The organism is Neobacillus sp. SuZ13 (assembly GCF_030123365.1).
GTDB lineage: Bacteria > Bacillota > Bacilli > Bacillales > Cytobacillaceae > Neobacillus.
On record NZ_CP126107.1, the window covers coordinates 4,101,667 to 4,124,080 of the forward strand.

The following is a 22,414-nucleotide window of genomic DNA, read 5'->3' on the forward strand; positions in this document are numbered from 1 at the left end:
AATTAAAGCCATTCAATTTCTATTGTGACTTCTGGAGGTTCTTTTTTGGTATTATGATCTGCTGTTGCATTAGTTGAGAACCATATTTTCTTTATGAATGTTTTAAGGAAGGTATTACACTCTTCAGCTTCCAATAATTCAAGATTATATAATGTATTAATGCACTGTTCTAACCGCTCTTGCTCCTCTTCTGTATTATTCAAATTTTCTAATTGAATTTCTAATAATTCTTTTTGCTGTTTAATTTGTTTTATTTTCTCTTCATTTTCCTTGTTTAAATCTAAAAAGTCGGTTTTTGTAATTTCTCCATCCATTCGCATTATTTTAAGGTTTTTTTCCCTGTTGTAAAACTTTTCTAACTGTTTATCAAGGGATTCCATTTGAACAATTAATTTTTTTTCTTCAAGAGATGTATCGGAATCTTTTAATTTTAATAACGCTTGTTGAAAGTCTTCCTTTCTCTCCTTAACTTTTTGGATTACAAAATCTTCAACAGACTGATATTTAAATCCTTTATCTTTACAAGTATTATTGCTTATTTTATAAGAACATGTTTTGATGAAGTCCTTGTCACTACCATCTGTTTGAATGTATCTTTTTCTACCGCAGCAATTACAATAAATCAAATTTTGAAGCCTTCTGGTCGCTTTCTTTTTATTAAAGTAATTGCCTTTTGAACTATCATTTAAAATTTTTTGAACTTCTAACCAATGCTGTTTTGAAATGATGGGATCGTGAGCATTTTCAACAAATACTTCATCTACTACTCTCCCATTGACTCTTCTGCAAGCAGCCACAACACCGTAATAAACTACATTTCTTCTAATAGAAGAAATGTGGGCGGTGGTTAACACTTTTCCACTTCTGCTCTTCCAACCAAGCATAAATAATTGTTTAGAAATTTCATTTGCAGAGACTCTTTCGATTGTTTTTTCAAAGATGTATCTGATAATTTTTGCTTCTTCCTCCACAATCACTAATATTTTATTATCGTCTTTTTTATATCCCAGAGGAGCTTTGTTACTCATCACCCATCTGCCTTGTTCTGCAGCAGATAGCCGTCCTCTTCCTAACCGCTTTTTGATTTGCTTATACTCAAAGTTTGCCATCATCGCTTGAAATGAAAATAACATCTCATTACTCTCTTGTGCCAGATCTATTTCTCCATGCGGAGTCAATATTTTTATGTCATGGGCAATCAACATGGTTTTTATTTGCTCCGCATAAGCATTATCACGAGAAATTCGGTCAATATCCATCACAAGTATATAATCATACTGTTCAAGGCTATCCAGTAATTTATTTAATTCCGGTCTTTCCGTGTTTACACCACTGGAAATTTCTTGATAGATATCAAAGCTTAATTGATGTTGTTTTGCAAGTTTAATTAAAGCCTGTCTGTGACTCGTTAAAATCTCCTCGATATCTAATTGCTCTTCGTTCCTTGACAGTCGTAAATAAATAGCAGCCAAAGACATTTTGGTTTTACCACTCCTTTGCTATGTAGTATTACCGTAAATTTAGCAAATTAACATCTGTTACCTTGCCAACTGTTCCATATATGGTAATCACGACCGTATCACCGATCTTAAACTTCGGTTTTTTTCTATTTGCCATTTCCTCCCATCCTCTCAATAATAAGTCGTGAGTTTTGATTACAATAGTATATGCACCGTTCACATAAAAGCGCATGGCATTTGTAAAATGAAAAAATCGCCTCATTAAGAGACGATTCTAATTTCCTATTCTTTGCGTTCAGTTAACAAATATTGCTGCCAGGCCTCATCAAAAACAGTCATGGATTCTAAATAATGACCGTTCAGCTCCAGATAAGAACTGATTTCATCGTAGTCCTCCGACACTTTAGGAAAACTATGATCTAAATAAGCATGATTCGCAAATAAGCTAATTTTATCCTTTGGAGCTGGATGCCTATATTTCATTAAAAAATGGTAAAAGGATTTGATCATATCGAAACGCCTTTCTCATCCAGATTTCTTAGAAATACTATAACGGATTCAATGATAGGCGTCCAGCTTTTCGGAATGAATGAATAAAGTATAAAGCAAAGCAGCCTGCGAGTGAGGCTGCTTCTTTAGGACGAAAAATCAAAATAATTTTTCTTTAATAATCTTGGAATCGCCATTAATTCTTCAAAGCTGACCACTTTTCCTAGCTGTTTACAATCGATTAAATACAACTGATTTTCAATCTCTTTTACGATTGCTTCACTTTGATAAATCATTTTACAGTCAGTGCAGGACTGGGTAGGGGTTTCTGTTATTTCAATTGCCCGTGTCCCATCAGGCAATTCCCAAAACACAGAATCAGTTAATCTCACCACATTTGAGCTATTACACCACTCACATTCAATTTTCAATTACACCCCTCCTAATCCTTCATTTTTTCAGCTGACGTGCCTTCGGTGGCTGGTTTCTGACCTACCGCTTCTTTCTGGGTCAATGCCTTAAACTTCTTATCCTTCAATTCATCCCGTTTACTGCGTTTATCTTTTAATGTGGTATGGGCAGGGTCTTGGTTGTAATCTTTGCGTCGATTTAGCCTCGTTAATCCTTCAGGAACAAGGTTAAAATGCTGATCATTCATGATACCCGCGATTCCTGCAAGTGAACGCTTCTCTTCCATATCCGGATATACCTCTTGAAAATATTTCTCTGCCCTACCCGGGACATAATTCTCAGGTTCAGGGTATGAGGTGATTACGCCTTCAAAGTTCCTTAGGACAACCTTATCTGGACTTTGGGAGATCAGATAATTCGGCTGGAGGGCTATTTTACCACCTCCGCCAGGGGCGTCAACCACAAAAGTTGGTACTGCATATCCCGAGGTATGTCCGCGAAGCCCCTCAATAATCTCAAGTCCTTTTGAAACTGGTGCTCGGAAATGACCAATCCCCTCTGATAAATCACACTGGTAAATATAATATGGACGAACGCGAATTTTGACAAGATCATGCATCAGTTTCTTCATGATTGGCACACTGTCGTTAATGCCAGCAAGGATAACAGATTGATTCCCAACTGGAACACCGGCATTCGCAAGCATTTCACAAGCCCTTTTCGAATCCTCGGTAATTTCAATGGACGTATTAAAATGAGTGTTTAGCCAGATTGGATGATATTTTTTCAAAATATTACAGAGGTTTTCGGTAATTCGCTGCGGAAACACAACAGGAGCTCTTGTTCCAATTCTGATAATTTCAACATGATCGATTTCTCGCAGGTTCTTAAGAATGTATTCCAAGATATTATCATTAATCAGCAGGCCATCCCCTCCTGAAATCAAAACGTCACGAACTTGCGGGGTCTTTTTGATATAGGAAATGGCGGCATCCAGCTGCTTTTTAGGAACACCCATGCCAATTTGACCTGAGAAACGTCTCCGTGTACAGTAGCGGCAATACATCGAACATTGATTGGTTACCAAGAAGAGAACCCGGTCCGGGTAACGGTGCGTTAATCCTGGGACTGGTGAATCTTCATCCTCATATAATGGGTCTTCCAAGTCATATTTCGTTTTGTAAATTTCCTTTGAAATCGGGACCGATTGCATTCTGATTGGACAGCGCGGGTCGTCTGGATTCATTAAGGAGGCATAATAGGGTGTAATATTTAAGGGAATAGTTTTCGTTGAAATTCTTACCCCTTCTTCTTCATCAGGTGTTAAATTGATTACCTTTTTTAAATCGTCTAACGTTCGAATCGTATTTGTTAACTGCCAAAGCCAATCGTTCCACTGCTCTTCGGTCACATCTTTCCATAACTCTATATCTTTCCAATGCCTGCTTGGTTTATATAAAAATTGTTTCATTGTAAGTTCCTCCCATCTTGCTTCACTAAAATAATATGCAAGAAATGTGCCAATGTCATAAAAAGGCGTAGAACTCACGTTAGTTGTTTTTTGCAAAAAAAAGCGCCGAATACTCGGCACCTTATTCAATAATTTTTTTCAATTTATATTGTAGTGTTTGTCTAGGAATTTCTAAAAGCTTTGCTGCTTGGTTAATATTCCCTGCAGATAATTCAAGGGCGTTCATGATCAGATTCTTCTCTAATTTTTCGATATTTTTCCTTAATGATAGATTGTCTAGTTCGCCGCGGTTACTTATGGCTGTGCTTGAAAGATGTTTTAATAAACTCGGTAAATCTTCATATCTCAACTGCCCTGCTTCACAAACATTCATCATATATTCAATGGTATGTTTTAATTCCCGCACATTCCCTGGCCATTGATAATTCGTCAAAAAGAGTCCCAGTTTTTTCTCATATCCTATTATATTTTTGTGGAGTTTTTGATTAAATTCATTGATAAAATGTTCTGTAATAAAAGGAATATCCTCTTTTCGTTCCCTCAAAGGGATAAGTGAAAAGGTAAAGACATTCAATCTGTAGTAAAGGTCAGCTCTAAGTGTATGCTCTTGGAGAGCACTGCTAGGGGATACATTCATGGCAGCAATCACTCGTACATCTACAGAAATACTTTGTGAGCTTCCGACCCTCCGTACCATCCCATCTTCTAGAACCCGTAATAGCTTCGCCTGGAGCTCAATCGGCATCGTATGTAATTCATCCAAAAATAATGAACCACCATCTGCCAGTTCAAATAACCCTTTACGATCAACGGCACCGGTATAACTTCCTTTTGCCGTGCCAAAAAGGATACTTTCTAATAGTGTTTCAGGGATGGCTGCACAGTTTTGGGCAATAAATGGTTCATTTGAGCGATGGGATTCATGATGCACGCCTTGTACAAATAATTCTTTCCCTGTACCCGACTCACCATAGACAAGAATAGGAGCATCTGATTTTGCCAGTTTCTTAGCCTCATTTTTCATCTTTTGAAAAGCTGGATTCAAAGTCAATAGATCATTTAATGTATAAGTGACTTGTTTTGATGTCTTCTTCCTACTGTTTTTATTCAACCCTTTTTGTAAATCTAATAATCGTTCCGCGAGCAGTTTCATTCGGGAATAATCTTTGGCGATTTCAACCGCGCCAATGATTTCATTGCCAAGAAAGATCGGCAAAGTTGTATTAATGGTATCGATTCTTGTCCCATGCAAGTTCATATAGACCTGTGTTTGATTGTAAATGGGCTTGCCTGTTTTAATTACTTTTAGCAAGGTACTCGACTTTTCAGTAAGGGAGGGAAAGACGTCAAGTAAATACTTTCCCTGAACTTCCTTCACGTCCATGCCATCGTGAATGGCTGCTACTTCATTGTAAAAAATGGTTTTCCCCTCTGTATTAACAACATGAATTCCTTCATCAATGCCCTTTAGAATAGCGGTTAGAACTTCTTGTGTTAAAGTGGTTAACAACACCATTCCATCACTACCCTTCATTCTCAACTTACAGATGCCGAAATCTTGGCACTAGGAGCCGGATTTTTAGCAGTTTGCCAGATTTTTTACCCACATATTCATATTTTCCAACTTATCATAGATAAAACAATTATTCATAAACCTCCCCCGGTAAGAATAGCCTAACTGAAATAAGACGGCATTCATCCCAAAGGATAATGACCTGGCAATGGAATAGGCACAATAAATTCCCTTCCTTTGCAATTCCCCTTCCAGTTCCTGGAGAATAATTTTCATCAGCCCGTATTTTCGATGTTCTTTCAATGTAGCACAATCCGTTAATTCTGCGTTTTTATAAAGAGAATTAACTTCAGCAGAAGCAGCACTAACTATTTTTCCTGAGTGGAAGAAAGTGTAATAAATTGTTCCTTCCTTCATGGTCTTTTTAATATATTCCGGCTCATGCAATGGAGTTGGATAAATTTGAAACACCTGCCTGTACAGTGCGGCAAGTTCCTTGGCGCAACTGTCATCAGCCTTTCTTAATTCATACTCTTTCGGTGGAAATGCCTTTTGAACGCTAGTGTCTAATTGATAAATACTATGGATCATCCCATCCTCAATCACCCAATGATCATTATTTTTACGCTCAAGGGTATAAAACTTTGAAAAAAAATAGGCATCCGAGCCAAGAAAATAACGGTCTACTACGGCTTCTGGCTGAAGACCTTCTTCCAAGAAAGTGAAGTAATCTTCACGGCGGACTTTAATAATTAATTTTTCAGCCTTGTGTTTTAAGACGAGTTCTTCGGCCTTCTCCATCAACAATTTTGTATTGCCACGATAATCATCAATACGAATACGTTTATTAAATGGATCAAGATAAACTTCGAGGAAATAATAATCCTCCTCTAGAAAAATAGTGGATGCCGTTTGATTCATTGCACTCACCTCATTTCGATTATTTTTCTAGCAATTTGAAGAAATGTCTGGCCCTTGATAAGCCAGACATTTCTATATCAATTATGACAATTATATGATTAATAAATAGGAAAAATTTTGCTATTTATTCTGCAACCTCACACCATTTTAATAGTGTTAACGCGATAATCTCACTTGCCACAAACATATCCTCGAGAACAATATGCTCATTAGCATCGTGAGCAGTCTCAGTTATACCCGGACCGAATACCACCACGGGAGTATTCCCAATCGTTGAAAGAATACCTCCATCTGTCCCCCATGGGCTTGCCTCGATGATTGGGCTATCTCCCTTAACTTCTATAAAACTCTTTGTCAATTCAGCCATCAAAGGATGATCATTTTCAAGACTTCCTGGCAGCCATCTTCCACCAAACCATTCTAATTTAAGTGGATTCTCATGCAGCCACTCGTCATGATCACCTAAATCACGCAAGCATTTTTCCATCTCCTGCTGTGCAGATTGAATTGTTTCCTCCGGAGAAACGCCCATCCTGCCTTCAATCACTGCGGTGTCAGGCACCGAAGAAGGCCATTCGCCGCTCGTAAGTTTTCCGATATTAATGGGTATTGGGATGGGGATTTTGTCAAAGAGTGGATCTGTCATTCTGGCATTTCTATCTTTCTCTAATTGTTGTAATCTTTGAATGACTATGAGCGCTTTTTCAATCGCGCTGATTCCTTTGTACCTCGTACCTCCGTGTGCTGCCCTGCCTTTGATCGTTATTCTAAACCACATGGACCCCTGTTGCTTCGGAAATATTCGCAGATTTGTCGGTTCAGGAATAATGGCCCCATCCGCATGATAGCCTCTTAGAACAGCTGCAAGGGTACCAGCCCCGCCGCTTTCTTCTTCTATTACACTTTGAAAAATCACATCACCTTTCAGTTTGATTCCATTCGCAATTAATGACTCCATCGCCATTAATAACGCTGCGTTGCCGCCTTTCATATCTGTTGCGCCTCTTCCGTACAGCTTGCCACACTCAATTATCCCGCTAAATGGGTCATGGTTCCAACTTGACTCATCCCCAACTGGGACCACATCAATATGGCCATTTAAAATCATCGACTTGCCGCCGCCAGTCCCTTTTAACACAGCTACCAGATTGGGATTTCCTTCGAAACTCTTACGATCACAGCAATATGCTGAGTGAGATGTTAACTCATCACCGCCGATTTCCCAAATATCGAGGGTTAAGCCTAACTGTCTGCATTTTTCAATGATAATCGCTTGTGTACTACTTTCGTTTCCCCGCGTACTATTTTCTCGTACCATAATTTGTAACAATCTCGCTCCACGAGCCCGATTCTCTTTAATCCAGTGTTTGATTCGCATTTCATCATTGTTCAAACGATTCACTCCTTCAGAATGATTCTGCCTAGTATGGAATCATACGAACAGTTTCCCGTATTTTGAATTCGCAGCCAGTTTTATTGACAACTGTTTCTAAGCTATAAGGGGCAAATAACTCCGTTAAAAGTAAACCCTCTTCCGTTACCATGAAAACAGCTAGTTCAGTTATGATTAAATCTACACAAGCGGATGAAGTTAACGGTAATGTGCAAGAAGAAACAATTTTGGGATTCCCATGTTTATCACAGTGATTCATAACCACAATGACTTTTTTCGCTTTTTGTGCAAGTTCCATTGCTCCGCCCATTCCTGGAACTTTTTTCCCTGGGACAATCCAGTTCGCAATGTCTCCGCTATTACTTACCTGAAGCGATCCTAATATGGTTATATCCACTCTGCCGCGGCGAATTATTCCAAATGAAATCGCACTGTCACAATAAGACCCGCCCTTATTCAAGGTAACTGGAAATCCTCCAGCATTACATAAATTTTCATCTTCTTCACCCTTACTAGGGCTGGGACCCATCCCAGTAATACCGTTTTCCGCATGAAACATCACTTTTGTCTCGCTTGAAAGATGGTTCGGAACGAGCGATGGAATCCCTATTCCTAAGTTGACAACCATACCGGAATGAATTTCTTCTGCGGCTCGTTTAGCCATTTGATTTCGAACATCTACTCCCATGCCCATTTCCAATTGACCCCTTTCGATAAAATTACATAATCCACAAACACTCCTGGAGTTATGATTGCGTCGGGGTCAAGATTGCCAAGCGGGACAATTTCTTCTACTTCCGCAATCGTGATATCCCCTGCCATAGCAACAAGCGGATTGGTATTGCGGGCACTTTTGTCATAAATTAAATTCCCATACTCATCGGCCTTTTTTGCATAAACAATGGACACCTCGGCAGTTAGGGCCGTTTCAAGCAAATACCTCTTATCTGCTAAAGAAATATACGGTTTGCCTTTCATAACTAATTCATTATCCATGCCGATATCAGATAGAATCGCAGGCAGGCCGACACCGCCGGCACGGATTCTTTCAGCTAATATCCCTTGTGGTGAAAATTCGACCTCTAGTTTTCCTTCATGCATCAATTGTCCTGCAAATGGATTGGAACCGATATGAGAGGCGATGACTTTCGATGCTCGTTGTTGGCTGACTAATTTTCCAATGCCAATATGCGGGAATCCCGTGTCGTTCCCTATTAACGTAAGATCACGAACTCCTTTTGCAAGAATGCCATCAATTATGTCTGGAGGGGAGCCGACCCCGCCAAACCCGCCAAACATCAATGTCATTCCATCATGGAAATATTCCATGACTGCTTCTAATGTAGTCACCTTTCTAAAAGGATTTTCCATTTCAGTTCCCCCCTCTCTTCATTCATTGTGTTGACTCTGAAAAGTCTTTAAATGTTTCTATTAGTAACTGGACTAGTTCATCCATCTCTTTTAATGTAATGGTTAGTGGTGGGGAAATAATAATTGAGTCACCATTAATTCCATCCACTCCTGCACCAGCAGGATAAACAATCAGCCCTTTTTCCTTGGCCAGTTCAACCATTCTTTGTGTGACATGCGCTTTTCGAGGGAATGGTGTTTTGGTTGCAGAATCCTGGACAAACTCAATTCCTAGCAATAACCCTTTGCCACGGACATCACCAATAAACGAGTAGTGTTGCTTTAAATTTTCAAGCTGGCTACGTAAATAATTCCCTTTATGTTCAACCTCCTGAATAATATTGTTTTTTTCTAAGAATTGAAGGACCGCCAAAGCAGCCGCACATGCCTGCGGATTCGCACTCAAAGTATGACCGCTCATTACAGCCTTGGTACCAGCCAATATCGGTTCGATGACTTTTTCACTTGCGATAGCTGCTGCTATCGGTGCATACCCCGCACCCATCCCTTTTCCTAATGCAACAATATCAGGGGTGATTCCCCATTGTTCACAAGCCAGCATGGTACCAGTTCGGCCACAGCCAGTCATGACTTCATCGGCGATAAAAAGGATGTCATGATCCTCACAAATTTGCTTTAAGACCTTGTAATAACCAGGGGGTGGGGCTATGGCTCCTCCTGCAGCGCCAATCACTGGTTCAGCGATAAAAGCAGCGATTTGATTGGGGCCGATCCGATTGATCGCCGTTTCCAACTCATGAGCACATAAGTAATTACAACTTGTTGACTCGAGGTTATATGGGCAACGATAGCAATATGGGGGATGAATAACTGGGAAATCCTCTAAAAGTGGAACAAATCTTGCTCTCCTTGCTGTATGCCCTGACATGGATAGTGCTCCTAGGGTTATCCCGTGGTAGCTCACCCATCTTGAAAGCACCTTAGATTTCGATTGCACCCCCTTTTCCTGCCAATATTGAATCGCCATTTTCATCGCCGTTTCAGTAGCCTCAGAACCACTGTTCACGAAGAAGCACCAATTTAGATCTCCAGGAAGCATATCTGCCATTTTTAACGCTAAATTCTCCGCTGCCTCACTCGTAAATTGGGAGCGATACACAAAGGAAACTTTTTTTGCCTGTTCATTCATCGCTTCAATAATTTCTGGTACACCATGACCAATATTGGCTGTTACCGCACCGGAAGCAGCATCTAGATACTTTTTTCCATCCATATCAAATAAATAACTTCCTTGGCCATAGTCAATGACGGGATAAATGTCATCGAGCATTGGCTTTATGAGAAAAGAATGATCCAAAGGGATTCACTTCCTTTTTAAATTAGGCAGTCCTTATAGAAATTGTATGAATGGTTTATATGTTTCTTTCGTGTTATTTACAAAGAAAAGAGGATGCCAAGACAGTTAAATGAAAGGAAACTTTTACATTTCATAGTGATTCATATAAAATTACTCTTAGAATACAGAAGGAATGGATCCGATGAGCGCAATCAAAAAAATAAAGTTAAAAACAAAAGAGATTTCGACGGTACAATTAATTGTTATTTTTTATTTATCTGCTTTAGTCATTTCGACACTACTATTAAAAATCCCGATGGCCCACCGCGAGGATGTTACACTCAGTTTTATTGATGCCATGTTTACCTCGGCTAGTGCGATAAGTGTTACCGGGTTAAGTGTGATTTCCATTAAAGATACTTTTAGCAACTTTGGTATCTTTCTCTTATGCTTAATTCTCCAATTGGGTGGATTAGGGGTCATGTCTTTAAGTACATTCCTCTGGATTATGCTTGGCAAAAAGGTAGGCTTAAAAGAACGACAATTGATTATGATTGATCAAAATCAATCGAAACTCTCTGGACTGGTTCAATTGGCAAAACGAATATTAATTATTTTTATCTCGTTTGAATTTGTGGGTGGAATCATACTAGGGATTCGTTTTTTGAATTATTACGAAGGAATATTATCTGCATTTAAACATGGATTTTTCGCATCAATCAGCGCCACGACCAATGCGGGATTTGATTTGACGGATGAGTCACTCAGTCCATTTAGCGGTGATTATTATGTACAGTCGGTTATCATTGTATTGATGATAGTGGGAGCGATTGGCTTTCCAGTGATGGTGGAGGTTTATGAATTCTTAATAAACTTTAATAAGAGGAAGAAATTTCATTTCACTTTATATACAAAGTTAACAACCATAACGTTTGTCCTTCTTACCGTAGTAGGAGCCTTATTTATCTATATATTTGATAGTCAACACTTTTTTACGAATAAAAGTTGGCATCAATCCTTTTTCTACTCGTTATTTAATTCGGTGACAACCAAAAGTGCGGGCTTAGCAACCATGAATATTAATGACTTTACACCGAGCAACCAACTGTTCTTATCCATATTAATGTTCATTGGCGGCTCCCCTAGTAGTGCAAGCGGCGGAATCCGAACGACTACGTTTGCGATTATCATTTTAGCCATTGTATTTTATGCTCAAGGAAAAAGTTCAATCAAGATCTTTAGACGTGAGTTGCTAAGTGAGGATGTGCTGAAATCCTTTATTGTCATCACGACAGGTGCGCTATTATGTTTATTTTCCATTTTAGTATTATCGATTACTGAAAACGGCACTGTTCTTGAAGTCATCTTCGAGGTTTCGTCTGCTTTCGGGACAAATGGTTTATCACTGGGGTTAACACCTCGACTATCTACCTTTGGACAAATTCTTATTATTATCCTTATGTTTATTGGGAGAGTCGGAATTGTTACTTGTTTACTCATTTTAAGAGGCAAAGGCAGTAAGGAAAAGATCAAATATCCGAAGGAAAAAGTAACGATTGGGTAAATACATACAGGAATGGAGGGCTTTTTGCTCCTCCATTTTTTTGTGAAAATAACCATCAAAAATAGAAAATGGCTGACTCGATATGAGTCAGCCTCTAGTCCACTATTAACAGCCCCAGCTTGCTCCGATAATGATCAATAGGATAAAGAGGACGACAATTAACGCAAATCCACCGCCGATTCCGCAGCCTCCTACTGGATATGCAGGGTATCCACAACCAACACCACAACCACCAAAACCAAAACCACCATGTCCGTAATACATGCACATTCACTCCTCGCGAAATTGTTTCTTAACACTGATACAATATGTAGTAGGTACTTGACCCGCATGTGCATTCGCCTATATTATGTAAGACAATGATAAAAATTGTAGGTGAATCGATGAAATCAATAGCGAAAAATTTTATTAACGGCATTTTAACGATTGTCCCTATTATCCTCGTGGTCTATGTCATTTACAAAACCTTTCTATTTTTAGACGGTTTACTGGGTAATACGCTGAGGCCGTATTTAAAGGAGGATTACATCCCTGGCATTGGATTACTGTCAACCCTTATATTAATTACAGTATTGGGCTGGCTGTCTACGAAATATATCTCAGGAAAGATTATCAGGTTAATTGATAGGCTCCTCGAAAAGATTCCTGTTGTTAAAACGATCTATTCCGTTATTAAAGACACTGTTCAATCCTTTCTTGGCGAGAAAAAGTCTTTTTCCAAAGTTGCTCTTGTCGTCATTCCAGGAACCGAGATGCGGAGTCTCGGATTTATCACCTCGGAACAATTAGAGGACTTTTATTCTCCCTTAAAAGATCATGTGGCCGTATATATTCCACAAACCTTTCAAGTGGCCGGGTTCACGTTTTTAATTCCCAAGGAACAAGTCGAAATTATTGACGTTAAGCCCGAGGATGCGATGAAATTTATTCTCTCAGGCGGGATGACATCTACTTCTAAACAAAAAGCCAAATAGGTCATCAGCCAGACCAATTATACTCCACTAAAATTGAAAAAGCCGCATAGTGCGGCTTTTATTTTGCTCCGAATAGCTTACTGAACTCCCCATACCCTTCTTCTTCAAGTTGATCCCTCGGAATAAAACGTAAGGCGGCAGAGTTGATACAATAACGTAAACCAGTCGGCGCTGGTCCGTCATTAAATACATGTCCTAAATGGGAATCGGCCGATTTACTTCTTACCTCGGTCCGCGTCATATAATGACTGAAATCAGCTTTCTCGATCACTTCTTCCTCTTGTATCGGTTTTGTAAAGCTCGGCCAACCGCAGCCAGCATCGAATTTATCCAATGAACTGAACAGTGGTTTCCCCGAGACAAGATCTACATAAATGCCCTCTCTTGTTTCATTCCAATATTCATTTCGAAACGGTGGTTCTGTGCCATTATTTTGTGTAACTTCATATTGAATTGGTGTTAATTCCTTCTTTAATTGTTCTTTGTTTTTCACTTTTTCTCCCCCCAATGACTTTGAATAAACCCCGCACGTCCTGATCCTACATGATAAGACTCATAATGGGCCCGATTTTTCTTATAATACTGCTGATGATAGTCTTCTGCAGGATAAAATGTCTTTGCAGGCAAGATCGGTGTAACAATGGGTTTGCTAAAAATGCCTCTTTCTTGTAATGCTTGCTTCGACTGTTCAGCAAGCTTTCTTTGTTCCTCATTATGGTAGAAAATCGCCGTTTGATACGATTGTCCACGATCATAAAATTGACCGCCAGGGTCGGTTGGGTCGATTTGCTGCCAGAATAACTCCAGTAATTTTTCATACGGAAAAATTTCTGGATCATATGTAATCTGGACAGCTTCATAGTGACCGGTTGTATCTGAACATACTTGTTGGTACGTTGGATTTTCTACCGTTCCGCCTGTATAGCCGGAAATAACACTTTTTATCCCCGGCTGTTCATCAAACGGCTTTACCATACACCAAAAACAACCGCCGGCAAATGTTGCAACTTGATTTTGCTTATCCAAATTCCCACCCCATTAACTATATTTTCTTGATTAAAAGTATACATAAAGATTTAGTAAAAATAAAATTTCAGAGACTATAAAAAAGCTGAGCAAGTCATGGTCGATATCGACCTAACTTGTTCAGCTTTCCATTAGTAGCTTTTCCGTTGCTGTTTTATTTGTTTGTTCAAATTTTTCCATTGTTTTTTGACTTCAGCTTGGGCCCGTTTATCTGCCTTTCGTTCGATAAATGCTAATTCTTTTTGCAGTTTATTGTAGCTTGTTAACCGTTCAGCTGCTACCAATCCTTCTTCAATCGCCCTCACCACCGCACAGCCAGGCTCATTCATATGCTGACAATCCCGGTAGCGGCAAGAGGTGGCTAGTTCTTCTATGTCTGAAAAGGTTTCCGATAAACCGTCCCTGCTTTCCCAAAGCTGCAATTCCCTCATTCCTGGCGTATCAATCAAGACACAACCATTGGGAAGAAGGATTAGTTCACGGTGCGTCGTAGTATGACGTCCTTTATCATCTGCCAAGCGAATATCCTGAACCACTTGTTTTTCCTCACCTAAAAGGCGATTCGTTAATGTTGATTTACCTACACCTGAGGATCCCAGCAAAGCAATTGTTTTTCCCAGCTGCAAGAAAGGTTCTAGTTTCTCTAAACCACTCTCTGTTTCTGCACTCACAGCAATCACAGGAACTCCCATACTTACTGCTTCAACCTCAGCTAACTTACGATCAAGATCTTGACAAAGGTCTGCCTTACTCAAAACAATTACAGGATTTGCCCCACTTTCCCATGCAAGTAATAGATAGCGCTCAATCCTTCTTAAATTCAAATCCTCGTTTAATGAATTCACGAGAAACACGGTGTCGACGTTGGTGGCCACTATTTGCTCTTCTAAGGTAAGTCCAGCTGTCTTTCTAGAGAACTTCCTTTTCCGCGGCATGATGGCTAAAATAGTTCCTTTCCCTTCGTTGCTTCTCGGCTTAAGTGCTACCCAATCTCCAACAGCCGGGAAGTCCTCTCGGTTGAGGGCATTAAAACTAAGTCGTCCTGACACCTCACACAATAATTCCCCCTGCTCCGTCCAGACCCGATACATATGTTTATGTTCAAGTGCGACACGACCTAGAATCATTTCTTCATTTGTATTTATAGTTTTAAAATGTTGTTTTATCATTTCAGTTAACCCGATTATTACTAAATTCATTTGTATTCCTCCAGCGAAATATTATTTTTTACATAATAAAAAAACCATAGGCATACACAGCCCATGGTTTATTCGCTATTGGAATAAATGTACAAAGGAACCCTACCGAGGTAAACATTGGGCTGTGCAACTTACAATATTCAACTGACTGATTGCTCTCATTGTTTCAATTAACATTGCACGTCACCCACTTTCAAATATATTTGATATAAGTATATGTGTAATATTCCCATTTGTAAATAAAAAATGTAAAAATTCCAATTTTGAGCAGAAGAAGTTAGACACCTACCTATTTAAGCTTGAATAAATTATGGTGTAATCCATTTGATAGGAGTTGATAATATGTCCGAGAAAAGAACTCAACCCGATTATCTTCAAAAAGCAGCTATGTATGATTTGTTGGCTCAATTTTATAAATACTCATTTCCCAACTTACACATGCATTACTACCTAAAACATATCCAATATATGAATAAAGCGATGAACTTCATGAGAACAAATCCTCAACCAGTCCAAGGAGAAGCGACTATTCGCGTCCTCCACACCTCCCCTGATTCTCCAAACGTTGATATTTATATTGATGGGCACCGAGTGATAAGGGACTTACCATTTAACAATGTAAGTAGTTACCTATCATTAAAAGCAGGAAAACATCATATTGATATTTACCCAGCGGGAAATATGGTCGAGAGTGTTTTAAATAAAAAGATTACTGTTGAACCTGGAAAATCATACACACTTGCAGCCATTGACTCTGTGAAGAAAATGCGCTTGTTAGTATTCCAGAATAAACCAAGGGTCCCTGCAAATGAATCGAAAGTTCGCTTTATCAACTTATCACCAGATACCCCGCCCTTAGATATTGCAGTGAAAGACAGAGATGTGGTTTTCCCAAAAGTATCGTATAAACAGGCTACTGATTATTTAGGTTTAACACCAATGACAGTAGATTTGGAGATTAGGGAGGCAGAGACAAAAAACGTGTTATTACCGATGCCAAGAGTCCAATTTTCACCAAATGAAAGCTATACGATTGTGTTAGTTGGTCTTGCAAATAATGAACCAGCATTCCAATTCATCAAAATTAAGGATTAAAAATAGGTGCCTCTAATTAACGAGGCACCTATTTCACTGGAACTAATATCGTAAACCCAATATCATCCTTTTTTAGGTCAAATTTGTCAGCTTTTAGTTTAATATCACTTTTTAATTTCAATTGCTGCATATTGATATAAATCAGTTTATCTTTTGGCCGAATCTCGACACCTTTTGGGATTTTATAATTGCCGCTAATAAAATTAAGAACGTATGAAATAGGAAGATGTAAACTCCCGATTGTCATTGATTTTTGCTTTAATACCAAATCACCATTTTCAAGGGCACTTGGTTTAAAGGTTAATTTCATATTTAATTCTTCACTAAAAAACGGCATGGTACCATACAGTTCGACCTCATCCCCTAGAATGACCTGATAATCAATCGAACCCAGAGCCTCTTCTTTAAGATAATGATTAATTAACTGATTTAAATCATTCTTGTTGGATTTAACATGAAAGGAAACATGTTCACCCACCAGTCCCTTCGTTTTGCTAGTTTCCGGCCCTTCCGATGGGAACATCATTAGGGACACAATAATAATAGCGAACAAAAGGTTGATTCCCAGCAAGATCAGGAATCCTATTTTCCATTTGTTTTTCATCTAATTCTCCTCTGTATTAACCATATATGGCGGCTTATCCAATTCAGGTAATACTTGTTCTTCTAAGGTTTCGTTCAACCTGTGTGCAATCAATTCATAGCCTTTGTCATTTGGGTGAAAATTATCAGTAAATAAAAGGTCTTCTGTTGCATTTAAAAACATATCTTCGATTGGAACAAAATAGGCATTTGGATAATGGGCAATGACCGTTTGACCGGTTTTATTCCAGTCAGCTACAATCTCATCCAACTCTTTAATTTCTGAAAACCATTTAGAAAATGGATTGTATAACCCCACTAAAACAACCTGTGCATGGGGATTTTCCTGATGAATAAGGTCAAAAATTTGCGTTAAATGTTTTTGATATGATGCTTTTTCGGCGGTAAACGTGGAGAGTTGAAGGTTTTCAATATTGTCCTTTACCACTTTCATAATATCGTTGCCGCCAATTGTTAATATGACCAAATCCGCCTTATGGAGTGCACTTTTCATGTCTGATGTCTTCAATCTTTTTAAAAGCTGCGTTGTTCGATTGCCTTTTACACCATAATTATAGAAATCAACTTCCTTGATTCCCTTTTCTTTTTCAAGCATCGTTTCTAAATATGGCAAGTAGCCGCCTTTGTTTGTACTATCGCCTACCCCTTGGGTTAGTGAATCGCCTGCAGATAAAACAGTTAATTTACGAGGGACAAAGTCAGCGGGAACTTGGGCAAAGGCTTGGGCAGCAGTTTTCTTTTCAGAATGAAGTCTTAACTGGTCAACTGGATTACATGAAGATAAGAGTAATACCGAGAGAATTAGAAGGGGGAACAGCTTTTTCATCTCCATTTCACCTTCCTTCTAAATTATTTTTATTATAGCACGGCTAGAATCATTCAAAACAATATGTACTATATCCTATTCCTGCCCAAAAAAATAGACCCGTCCAAAGGTCTATTGTAATGCTTTCATATCATGGATAATTTCATCAAATGGAACATTCTTGTAGCCATCGTAAGTTTTTCGAATATGCCCTTCTTGGTCAACTAAATAAAGGGACGTTCCATGAATGACTTGATTACCCTCTTGTGGCTTTTTAACCAATGCTTTGAAATTTTTCAAGGCAAAGTTTTCAATATAGGCCTGTGAGTAACCAGTCAGAAAGGTCCAATTTTTAAAATCGACTTGGAATTGCTCCGCATATCGTGTCATTACTTCCGGCTTATCTACTGTAGGGTCGACACTGAATGACACAAGTTCAATATTTTTCAACCCTTCATCCTTAACCATTTTTTGTAATTTCGTCAGATTGGCTGTCATTGGTGGACAGACATCTGCACAGCTGGTGAAAATAAAGTCTGAAATCCATACTTTTCCCTTTAAATCCTTTAAACCAAAGGATTTATTGTCTTGATTGGTTGCTGTAAAATCTTTAACTGGCCAATCGATGGCATTTTCTATTTCTTTTTGTCCACACGCCGTCATGATCAAAGTCGATAGAACCACGATAATTAATAAAAACTTAGCTTTCATACGATCACCTGCAACCTTTATTCTTTTCCATTTCGTGATTAGTTTAACAAAGATCTGAAAAAGAAGAAAGGAATTGGTTTTTGTTAATCGATTACACCGGTTCTTTCTATGGTATTTTTGACGTGCACATCAAATGTTACATCCTTATATACCCTGTCCCATTCTTTCTTTGTGATCGTTCTTCCTCTTAGATGTGCTTCGTATTCATTTCCAAAACCAATCGGGTCAATTCCCATTTCCTTAAAATGAACAAGTAACTCTTCCATTTTCTTTTTCATTGCGTGGTCGAACTTGCTTTCAAGCAGCTTTATGGATGCCGGTTTACCTAAATCCAAGGCCTGAGTCATCTCTAGAACCCTTGAATCCAGATTAACATTTACGCTAAAGCGGAGATTTTTTTTATCTACTAATTTAATTTTTGTCTTGCTCCGAATATTATCAACAGTCACATATATTTTACTAAAAATAGGTTTCTTTGTGTAATTTTCATTTTTTAAGATGATTTTTTCTAATTGTTCCGTCTTAAACCCCATTTCTTTTGTACCCGCATTATATTTATCTGCTAATATTTTCAGATAAAAAAGATCACCTTGCCTCAGTTCATCCACTAAGCGGTCATCTTTGAACAAACCCACCCCTTTAATAATGACATCTTTACCTTTAACTTTAAGGATTGGGAGCACAGGATCCCTGCCAATATCATAATAGTTATGGTTAAACTCATGAAGAGTCGGAGAGATAACTTGTTCACCCTCTACATTTTGTTTAATTAGGTTGTACATATAGGTCCCAAGATTTAATCTTCCTTTATTCTTGTTTTCAACTTGAAGAATTTCTGAAGCAGATTTATCAGCAATCGTTAAATAGACCATATTTCCAATCGCTGCATCTCGATTTAACGTATCGACAAGCTGGATAATTCCTTTTTCTGCAAGCTCCCTACTGTAGACAACCGACCGTAGTTGTCCTGAAACAAGCTTCTGATTGGATTTAAGATTCTCTTGTTGTCTTAATCCCTTGCTTGTTTTTGCTATGGACTCGATTACGATCGTGGCTGCTTGGGTCATCGGATCAAATTTTTGTACGACGACTGTCCCTTTAATTTTATTTTTCCCTTCTAAATCGTATCCTGAGGTTGTAATTAATCCTAATTTTTCAAGAGGCTTTTGCTGTAAACATCCTGCACAAAGAACCATCGTCATCAAACAAATTGTCCAAAGAATGAGTTTGCATTTATGAAGCTTCTGCACTAGACTTCTTCCTCCTTTGGAACCATTTTTTCACCAAAACAAGCATTGAAAGGAGAACAGGATAACAGAATGCCGCTAAAAAGCCTAGCTGACCAACAAAATCAGTCAATTCATTCATTTGATACCTAGCTTTAATAAAAAACGTGCCACCCCAAACAAGGACACCAATGATCCAAATCCCCTTTTTTTGTTTCCAATTCATAATCCGATTAAATCCCTTAGATGCCGCCCATAAATAGGAGCACATGTTCGGCAAGATAACTAACATCCAAAATGAGACGGCAATAAATTCAAACCGTTCTAAGTTAGGTAACCTAACAATTTTAAACATCGATAAGACGGGCCAAATGGTTCGTGCTAATCCATTTTCAGCGAAGAAGGTAATGCACACCATTGTCACAGCCGTGAAAAGAATCGTTGTATATAAATTCCCAATTTGTGAGTACATGAAAAGCTTTTTTTTATCTTTTATATATGGATATAGGAACATAAGCAGTTCAAAGCCCATAAGTGACAGAGAGGTTTTATAGACCCCATTGATAATGTGCTTCAAATCTGTGTTTAATAATGGCATCAAATTCTTAGGGTCTGAATATTCCATAGGTACAAGTAAGATAAAAATCATCCAGAGAGTCCCTATGACTGACATAAAAGCTACTCCGACAATGATACGAACGCCGCCATTAACGGCATAAATCGTTAAGAGGATCAGAGCAAGCGAGATTTGCCATGTGGGTAATTCTGGGAAAATCCACACTTGAACAATTTCAATATAATTCATCAGGATAACAAAAAAACTAATGCTCATATACATCATATAAAAAACATTCAACGCATTTCCCAGCCATTTTCCAAACACATCTACCTGAATTCCATATAAATCCGCACTATCATATTTCTTAAGCATGAGAATCATCATTGCTAAGACAAAAGCCGATAATAATCCTCCAAGAAAAACAGAGATCCACGCATCGTGTTTTGCTGCTAAATAGACAATTCTAGGTAAGCCAACAATTCCTACGCCTGTTTGTGCAGCGTGTATAAAAAACATGACCAGGAATGCATTAACCAATAATCCTTCTTTTGGCTGCACATTTACTTTCATCCTGACCGCTCCTATTCATCTACATCCTTTTTTTCAACACCTTTATGTTTAGGAAAAAGCTGTTTGTCCACAGGACGGTTTGTTTCTGGCCTGTAGGATAAATATTGAGTCGGAAATTTAATAATACTGTACCCTAAGTCCTTCCACCTAAAGGGATAGATGGGCATAAGATAGGGCCTCCCAATGGTGGTTAATCTTAATAGGTGAACTAGAATAAAACAAAACGAAAACATAATCCCAATCCCCCCCCAAATACCGGCTAAGATTATTATTGGAAAACGAACCATCCGAATGGCAGTACCCATTAAATAGCTAGGTGATGTAAAAGACCCAAGAGCACTTAGTGCAATAATGATAATTAAGATATTACTTGTAAATCCTGCTTGTACTGCTGCCTGTCCGATGACGATACCGCCAACGATACCCATTGTTTGACCTACTTTAGTAGGGAGTCTTGCGCCCGCCTCCCTTAAAAGTTCGATGACAAATTCTAAGAGAAAGGCTTCGAGGACTGGTGGAAATGGAACATTTGCCCTTGATTGGCCAAGTGAAATGAGCAGTGCTGATGGAATAACCTCATAATGATAGGTCAAAACAGCCACATAAGCTGGAGTTAATAAGACAGAAAGAAAAATTGAAATAATCCGCAGCATCCGTAAGAAAAAGCCCATATTCCAACGCATATAGACATCTTCGGTTGATTCAAAGAAACTAAGGAAGGGTGTTGGACCATAAATAGCCGACGGGGACCGGTCCATTAATACTGCCACTCGCCCCCTCATCAAGGAAAGAGTGACCCGGTCTGGCAGTTCAGTTGACATAATTTGCGGGAAAATCGTCCAGCTATTATCTTCGATTAACTGCCCCAAGACTGTCGTATCCGGTATATAATCAAATTCTAAATCCGTAATCCTCTGTCGAAAGGTACTCACATTTTCCTCATCTGCGATATCCTTAACATAAACAAGTTTTCCTGGGGTCTTAACTCTTTTTCCGATAGTGATATCTTCCATACAAAGGTTGGGGTCTTTCAAATTACTCCTGATAATATTTAGATTACCGATAAGTGACTCGGTAAAAGATATCTTAGGACCATATACAAGCGACTCGGTTTCAGCCTTTTCAAGCGATCGTTCCACCGTTGAACCGACATTGGCAAGTATCCCATAAGGTTCACCATCGATATAAATATACGATTTTCCTTCTATTAAAGAGGAAACAACTTCTTTTAATTGATTGGTAACAGAAAGTTCTGCAATCGGCAAGATCTGTGCCAAACTTTCCGTTGTCCATTCATTTTGTGTACTTTGCTGGACAGCTGACAAGAGAAATTCATCAAAGCTAGATTTATCAATGAGGCTGCTTAAAAAGCAAAAGACAATTTTCTTCCCATTTTTTTTAAGGGTGCGAAAATTCAGATCTGAACAATCCCCTATCTCTGCTTCCAATTCTGACTTAAGTTCATCCACATTCAAACTATGCGGCTTCTTATCCTCTGATCGTTTATTTTCTGACTTCCACTTAAACATAGGCAACACCTTAACCAATCAATTTTTTTTATCTTTACCAGAACATCTAATATTATCCAAAAGAAACTGAATGGGTGTCAGGCACCATCAATGTTTCCATATCTAATGATTTGTGATACTATGAATGAATAATCATTCATAAATATAATGTACGTAACTTTTATGATAAAAAATCCTTTGAGGTGATA

General features: G+C 38.6%; 23 protein-coding genes. 3 read left to right on the top strand and 20 right to left on the bottom strand.

All coding sequences use genetic code 11. The features are described 5' to 3' along the window. Positions 1-2 precede the first annotated feature (2 nt). From QNH17_RS20145 to QNH17_RS20190, 10 genes are all read right to left on the bottom strand, one after another. Positions 3-1,478: a recombinase family protein gene (locus QNH17_RS20145; protein WP_283874668.1), complete on the bottom strand. Its 1,476-nt coding sequence runs from the start codon at positions 1,476-1,478 to the stop codon at positions 3-5. Positions 1,479-1,742: 264 nt separating this feature from the next. Then, a complete protein-coding gene (locus QNH17_RS20150) occupies positions 1,743-1,967 on the bottom strand; it encodes a YozE family protein (RefSeq protein WP_283879556.1) in 225 nt (74 codons plus the stop codon). A gap of 128 nt (positions 1,968-2,095) precedes the next feature. Beyond that, the gene (locus QNH17_RS20155; protein WP_283874669.1) at positions 2,096-2,380 is read right to left on the bottom strand and encodes a YokU family protein; all 285 of its coding nucleotides are present in this window, start codon (positions 2,378-2,380) and stop codon (positions 2,096-2,098) included. An 11-nt stretch (positions 2,381-2,391) separates the two neighbouring features. Further along, on the bottom strand, positions 2,392-3,831 hold the full coding sequence (kamA, locus tag QNH17_RS20160; protein WP_283874670.1) for a lysine 2,3-aminomutase: 1,440 nt from the start codon (positions 3,829-3,831) through the stop codon (positions 2,392-2,394). A gap of 121 nt (positions 3,832-3,952) precedes the next feature. Continuing rightward, a complete protein-coding gene (locus QNH17_RS20165; RefSeq protein WP_283874671.1) occupies positions 3,953-5,347 on the bottom strand; it encodes a sigma-54 interaction domain-containing protein in 1,395 nt (464 codons plus the stop codon). A 63-nt stretch (positions 5,348-5,410) separates the two neighbouring features. After that, the gene (gene ablB / locus QNH17_RS20170) at positions 5,411-6,265 is read right to left on the bottom strand and encodes a putative beta-lysine N-acetyltransferase (RefSeq protein ID WP_283874673.1); all 855 of its coding nucleotides are present in this window, start codon (positions 6,263-6,265) and stop codon (positions 5,411-5,413) included. A gap of 124 nt (positions 6,266-6,389) precedes the next feature. Next, positions 6,390-7,643 carry a peptidase gene (locus QNH17_RS20175; protein WP_283879557.1) on the bottom strand — a complete coding sequence of 418 codons (1,254 nt, stop codon included), beginning with the start codon at positions 7,641-7,643 and terminating at the stop codon, positions 6,390-6,392. Positions 7,644-7,686: 43 nt separating this feature from the next. After that, positions 7,687-8,352: a 3-oxoacid CoA-transferase subunit B gene (locus QNH17_RS20180; protein ID WP_283874674.1), complete on the bottom strand. Its 666-nt coding sequence runs from the start codon at positions 8,350-8,352 to the stop codon at positions 7,687-7,689. Next, a complete protein-coding gene (locus QNH17_RS20185) occupies positions 8,337-9,029 on the bottom strand; it encodes a CoA transferase subunit A (RefSeq protein ID WP_283874676.1) in 693 nt (230 codons plus the stop codon). The genes QNH17_RS20180 and QNH17_RS20185 overlap by 16 nt, the downstream gene beginning before the upstream one ends. 22 nt (positions 9,030-9,051) lie before the next feature. Next, on the bottom strand, positions 9,052-10,386 hold the full coding sequence (locus tag QNH17_RS20190) for an aspartate aminotransferase family protein (protein ID WP_283874678.1): 1,335 nt from the start codon (positions 10,384-10,386) through the stop codon (positions 9,052-9,054). 181 nt (positions 10,387-10,567) lie between these two features. On the opposite strand from QNH17_RS20190, the gene QNH17_RS20195 reads away from it, so the two are divergent. Continuing rightward, positions 10,568-11,929 (top strand): TrkH family potassium uptake protein, encoded by a 1,362-nt coding sequence (locus QNH17_RS20195; protein WP_283874679.1) that lies wholly within the window; start codon positions 10,568-10,570, stop codon positions 11,927-11,929. Between the two features lie 105 nt (positions 11,930-12,034). Here the strand turns inward: QNH17_RS20195 and QNH17_RS30075 are convergent, their stop codons facing one another. Further along, positions 12,035-12,109 carry a YjcZ family sporulation protein gene (locus QNH17_RS30075; protein ID WP_142332963.1) on the bottom strand — a complete coding sequence of 25 codons (75 nt, stop codon included), beginning with the start codon at positions 12,107-12,109 and terminating at the stop codon, positions 12,035-12,037. A 203-nt stretch (positions 12,110-12,312) separates the two neighbouring features. On the opposite strand from QNH17_RS30075, the gene QNH17_RS20205 reads away from it, so the two are divergent. Continuing rightward, positions 12,313-12,903, top strand: coding sequence for a DUF502 domain-containing protein (locus tag QNH17_RS20205; RefSeq protein WP_283874681.1), 591 nt, complete (start codon positions 12,313-12,315; stop codon positions 12,901-12,903). A gap of 58 nt (positions 12,904-12,961) precedes the next feature. On the opposite strand, the gene msrB is transcribed toward QNH17_RS20205, so the two are convergent. The 3 genes from msrB to rsgA all read right to left on the bottom strand — a co-directional run bounded on the left by msrB (position 12,962) and on the right by rsgA (position 15,128). Continuing rightward, positions 12,962-13,396 (bottom strand): peptide-methionine (R)-S-oxide reductase MsrB, encoded by a 435-nt coding sequence (gene msrB, locus QNH17_RS20210; RefSeq protein WP_283874683.1) that lies wholly within the window; start codon positions 13,394-13,396, stop codon positions 12,962-12,964. Beyond that, positions 13,393-13,878, bottom strand: a complete 486-nt coding sequence (msrA, locus tag QNH17_RS20215; protein ID WP_481858633.1) for a peptide-methionine (S)-S-oxide reductase MsrA — start codon at positions 13,876-13,878, stop codon at positions 13,393-13,395. The genes msrB and msrA overlap by 4 nt, the downstream gene beginning before the upstream one ends. A 182-nt stretch (positions 13,879-14,060) precedes the next feature. Next, entirely contained in the window at positions 14,061-15,128 is a 1,068-nt protein-coding gene (rsgA, locus tag QNH17_RS20220; RefSeq protein WP_283874686.1) for a ribosome small subunit-dependent GTPase A, read from the bottom strand. Positions 15,129-15,470: 342 nt separating this feature from the next. On the opposite strand from rsgA, the gene QNH17_RS20225 reads away from it, so the two are divergent. After that, positions 15,471-16,223 (top strand): DUF4397 domain-containing protein, encoded by a 753-nt coding sequence (locus QNH17_RS20225; protein WP_283874688.1) that lies wholly within the window; start codon positions 15,471-15,473, stop codon positions 16,221-16,223. Positions 16,224-16,251: 28 nt separating this feature from the next. On the opposite strand, the gene QNH17_RS20230 is transcribed toward QNH17_RS20225, so the two are convergent. The 6 genes from QNH17_RS20230 to QNH17_RS20255 form a co-directional block, all read right to left on the bottom strand. Next, positions 16,252-16,827 (bottom strand): YpmS family protein, encoded by a 576-nt coding sequence (locus tag QNH17_RS20230; RefSeq protein WP_283874690.1) that lies wholly within the window; start codon positions 16,825-16,827, stop codon positions 16,252-16,254. Continuing rightward, positions 16,828-17,658, bottom strand: a complete 831-nt coding sequence (locus tag QNH17_RS20235) for an SGNH/GDSL hydrolase family protein (protein WP_283874691.1) — start codon at positions 17,656-17,658, stop codon at positions 16,828-16,830. It abuts the gene before it with no gap. A gap of 105 nt (positions 17,659-17,763) precedes the next feature. Continuing rightward, positions 17,764-18,342: an SCO family protein gene (locus QNH17_RS20240; protein WP_283874693.1), complete on the bottom strand. Its 579-nt coding sequence runs from the start codon at positions 18,340-18,342 to the stop codon at positions 17,764-17,766. 83 nt (positions 18,343-18,425) lie between these two features. Then, entirely contained in the window at positions 18,426-19,592 is a 1,167-nt protein-coding gene (locus tag QNH17_RS20245) for a Ger(x)C family spore germination protein (protein WP_283874694.1), read from the bottom strand. Next, positions 19,576-20,697 (bottom strand): GerAB/ArcD/ProY family transporter, encoded by a 1,122-nt coding sequence (locus QNH17_RS20250; RefSeq protein WP_283874696.1) that lies wholly within the window; start codon positions 20,695-20,697, stop codon positions 19,576-19,578. Before QNH17_RS20250 ends, QNH17_RS20245 begins: the two co-directional genes overlap by 17 nt. Positions 20,698-20,708: 11 nt before the next feature. After that, positions 20,709-22,226 (bottom strand): spore germination protein, encoded by a 1,518-nt coding sequence (locus QNH17_RS20255; RefSeq protein ID WP_283874697.1) that lies wholly within the window; start codon positions 22,224-22,226, stop codon positions 20,709-20,711. Between the last annotated feature and the right edge of the window lie 188 nt (positions 22,227-22,414).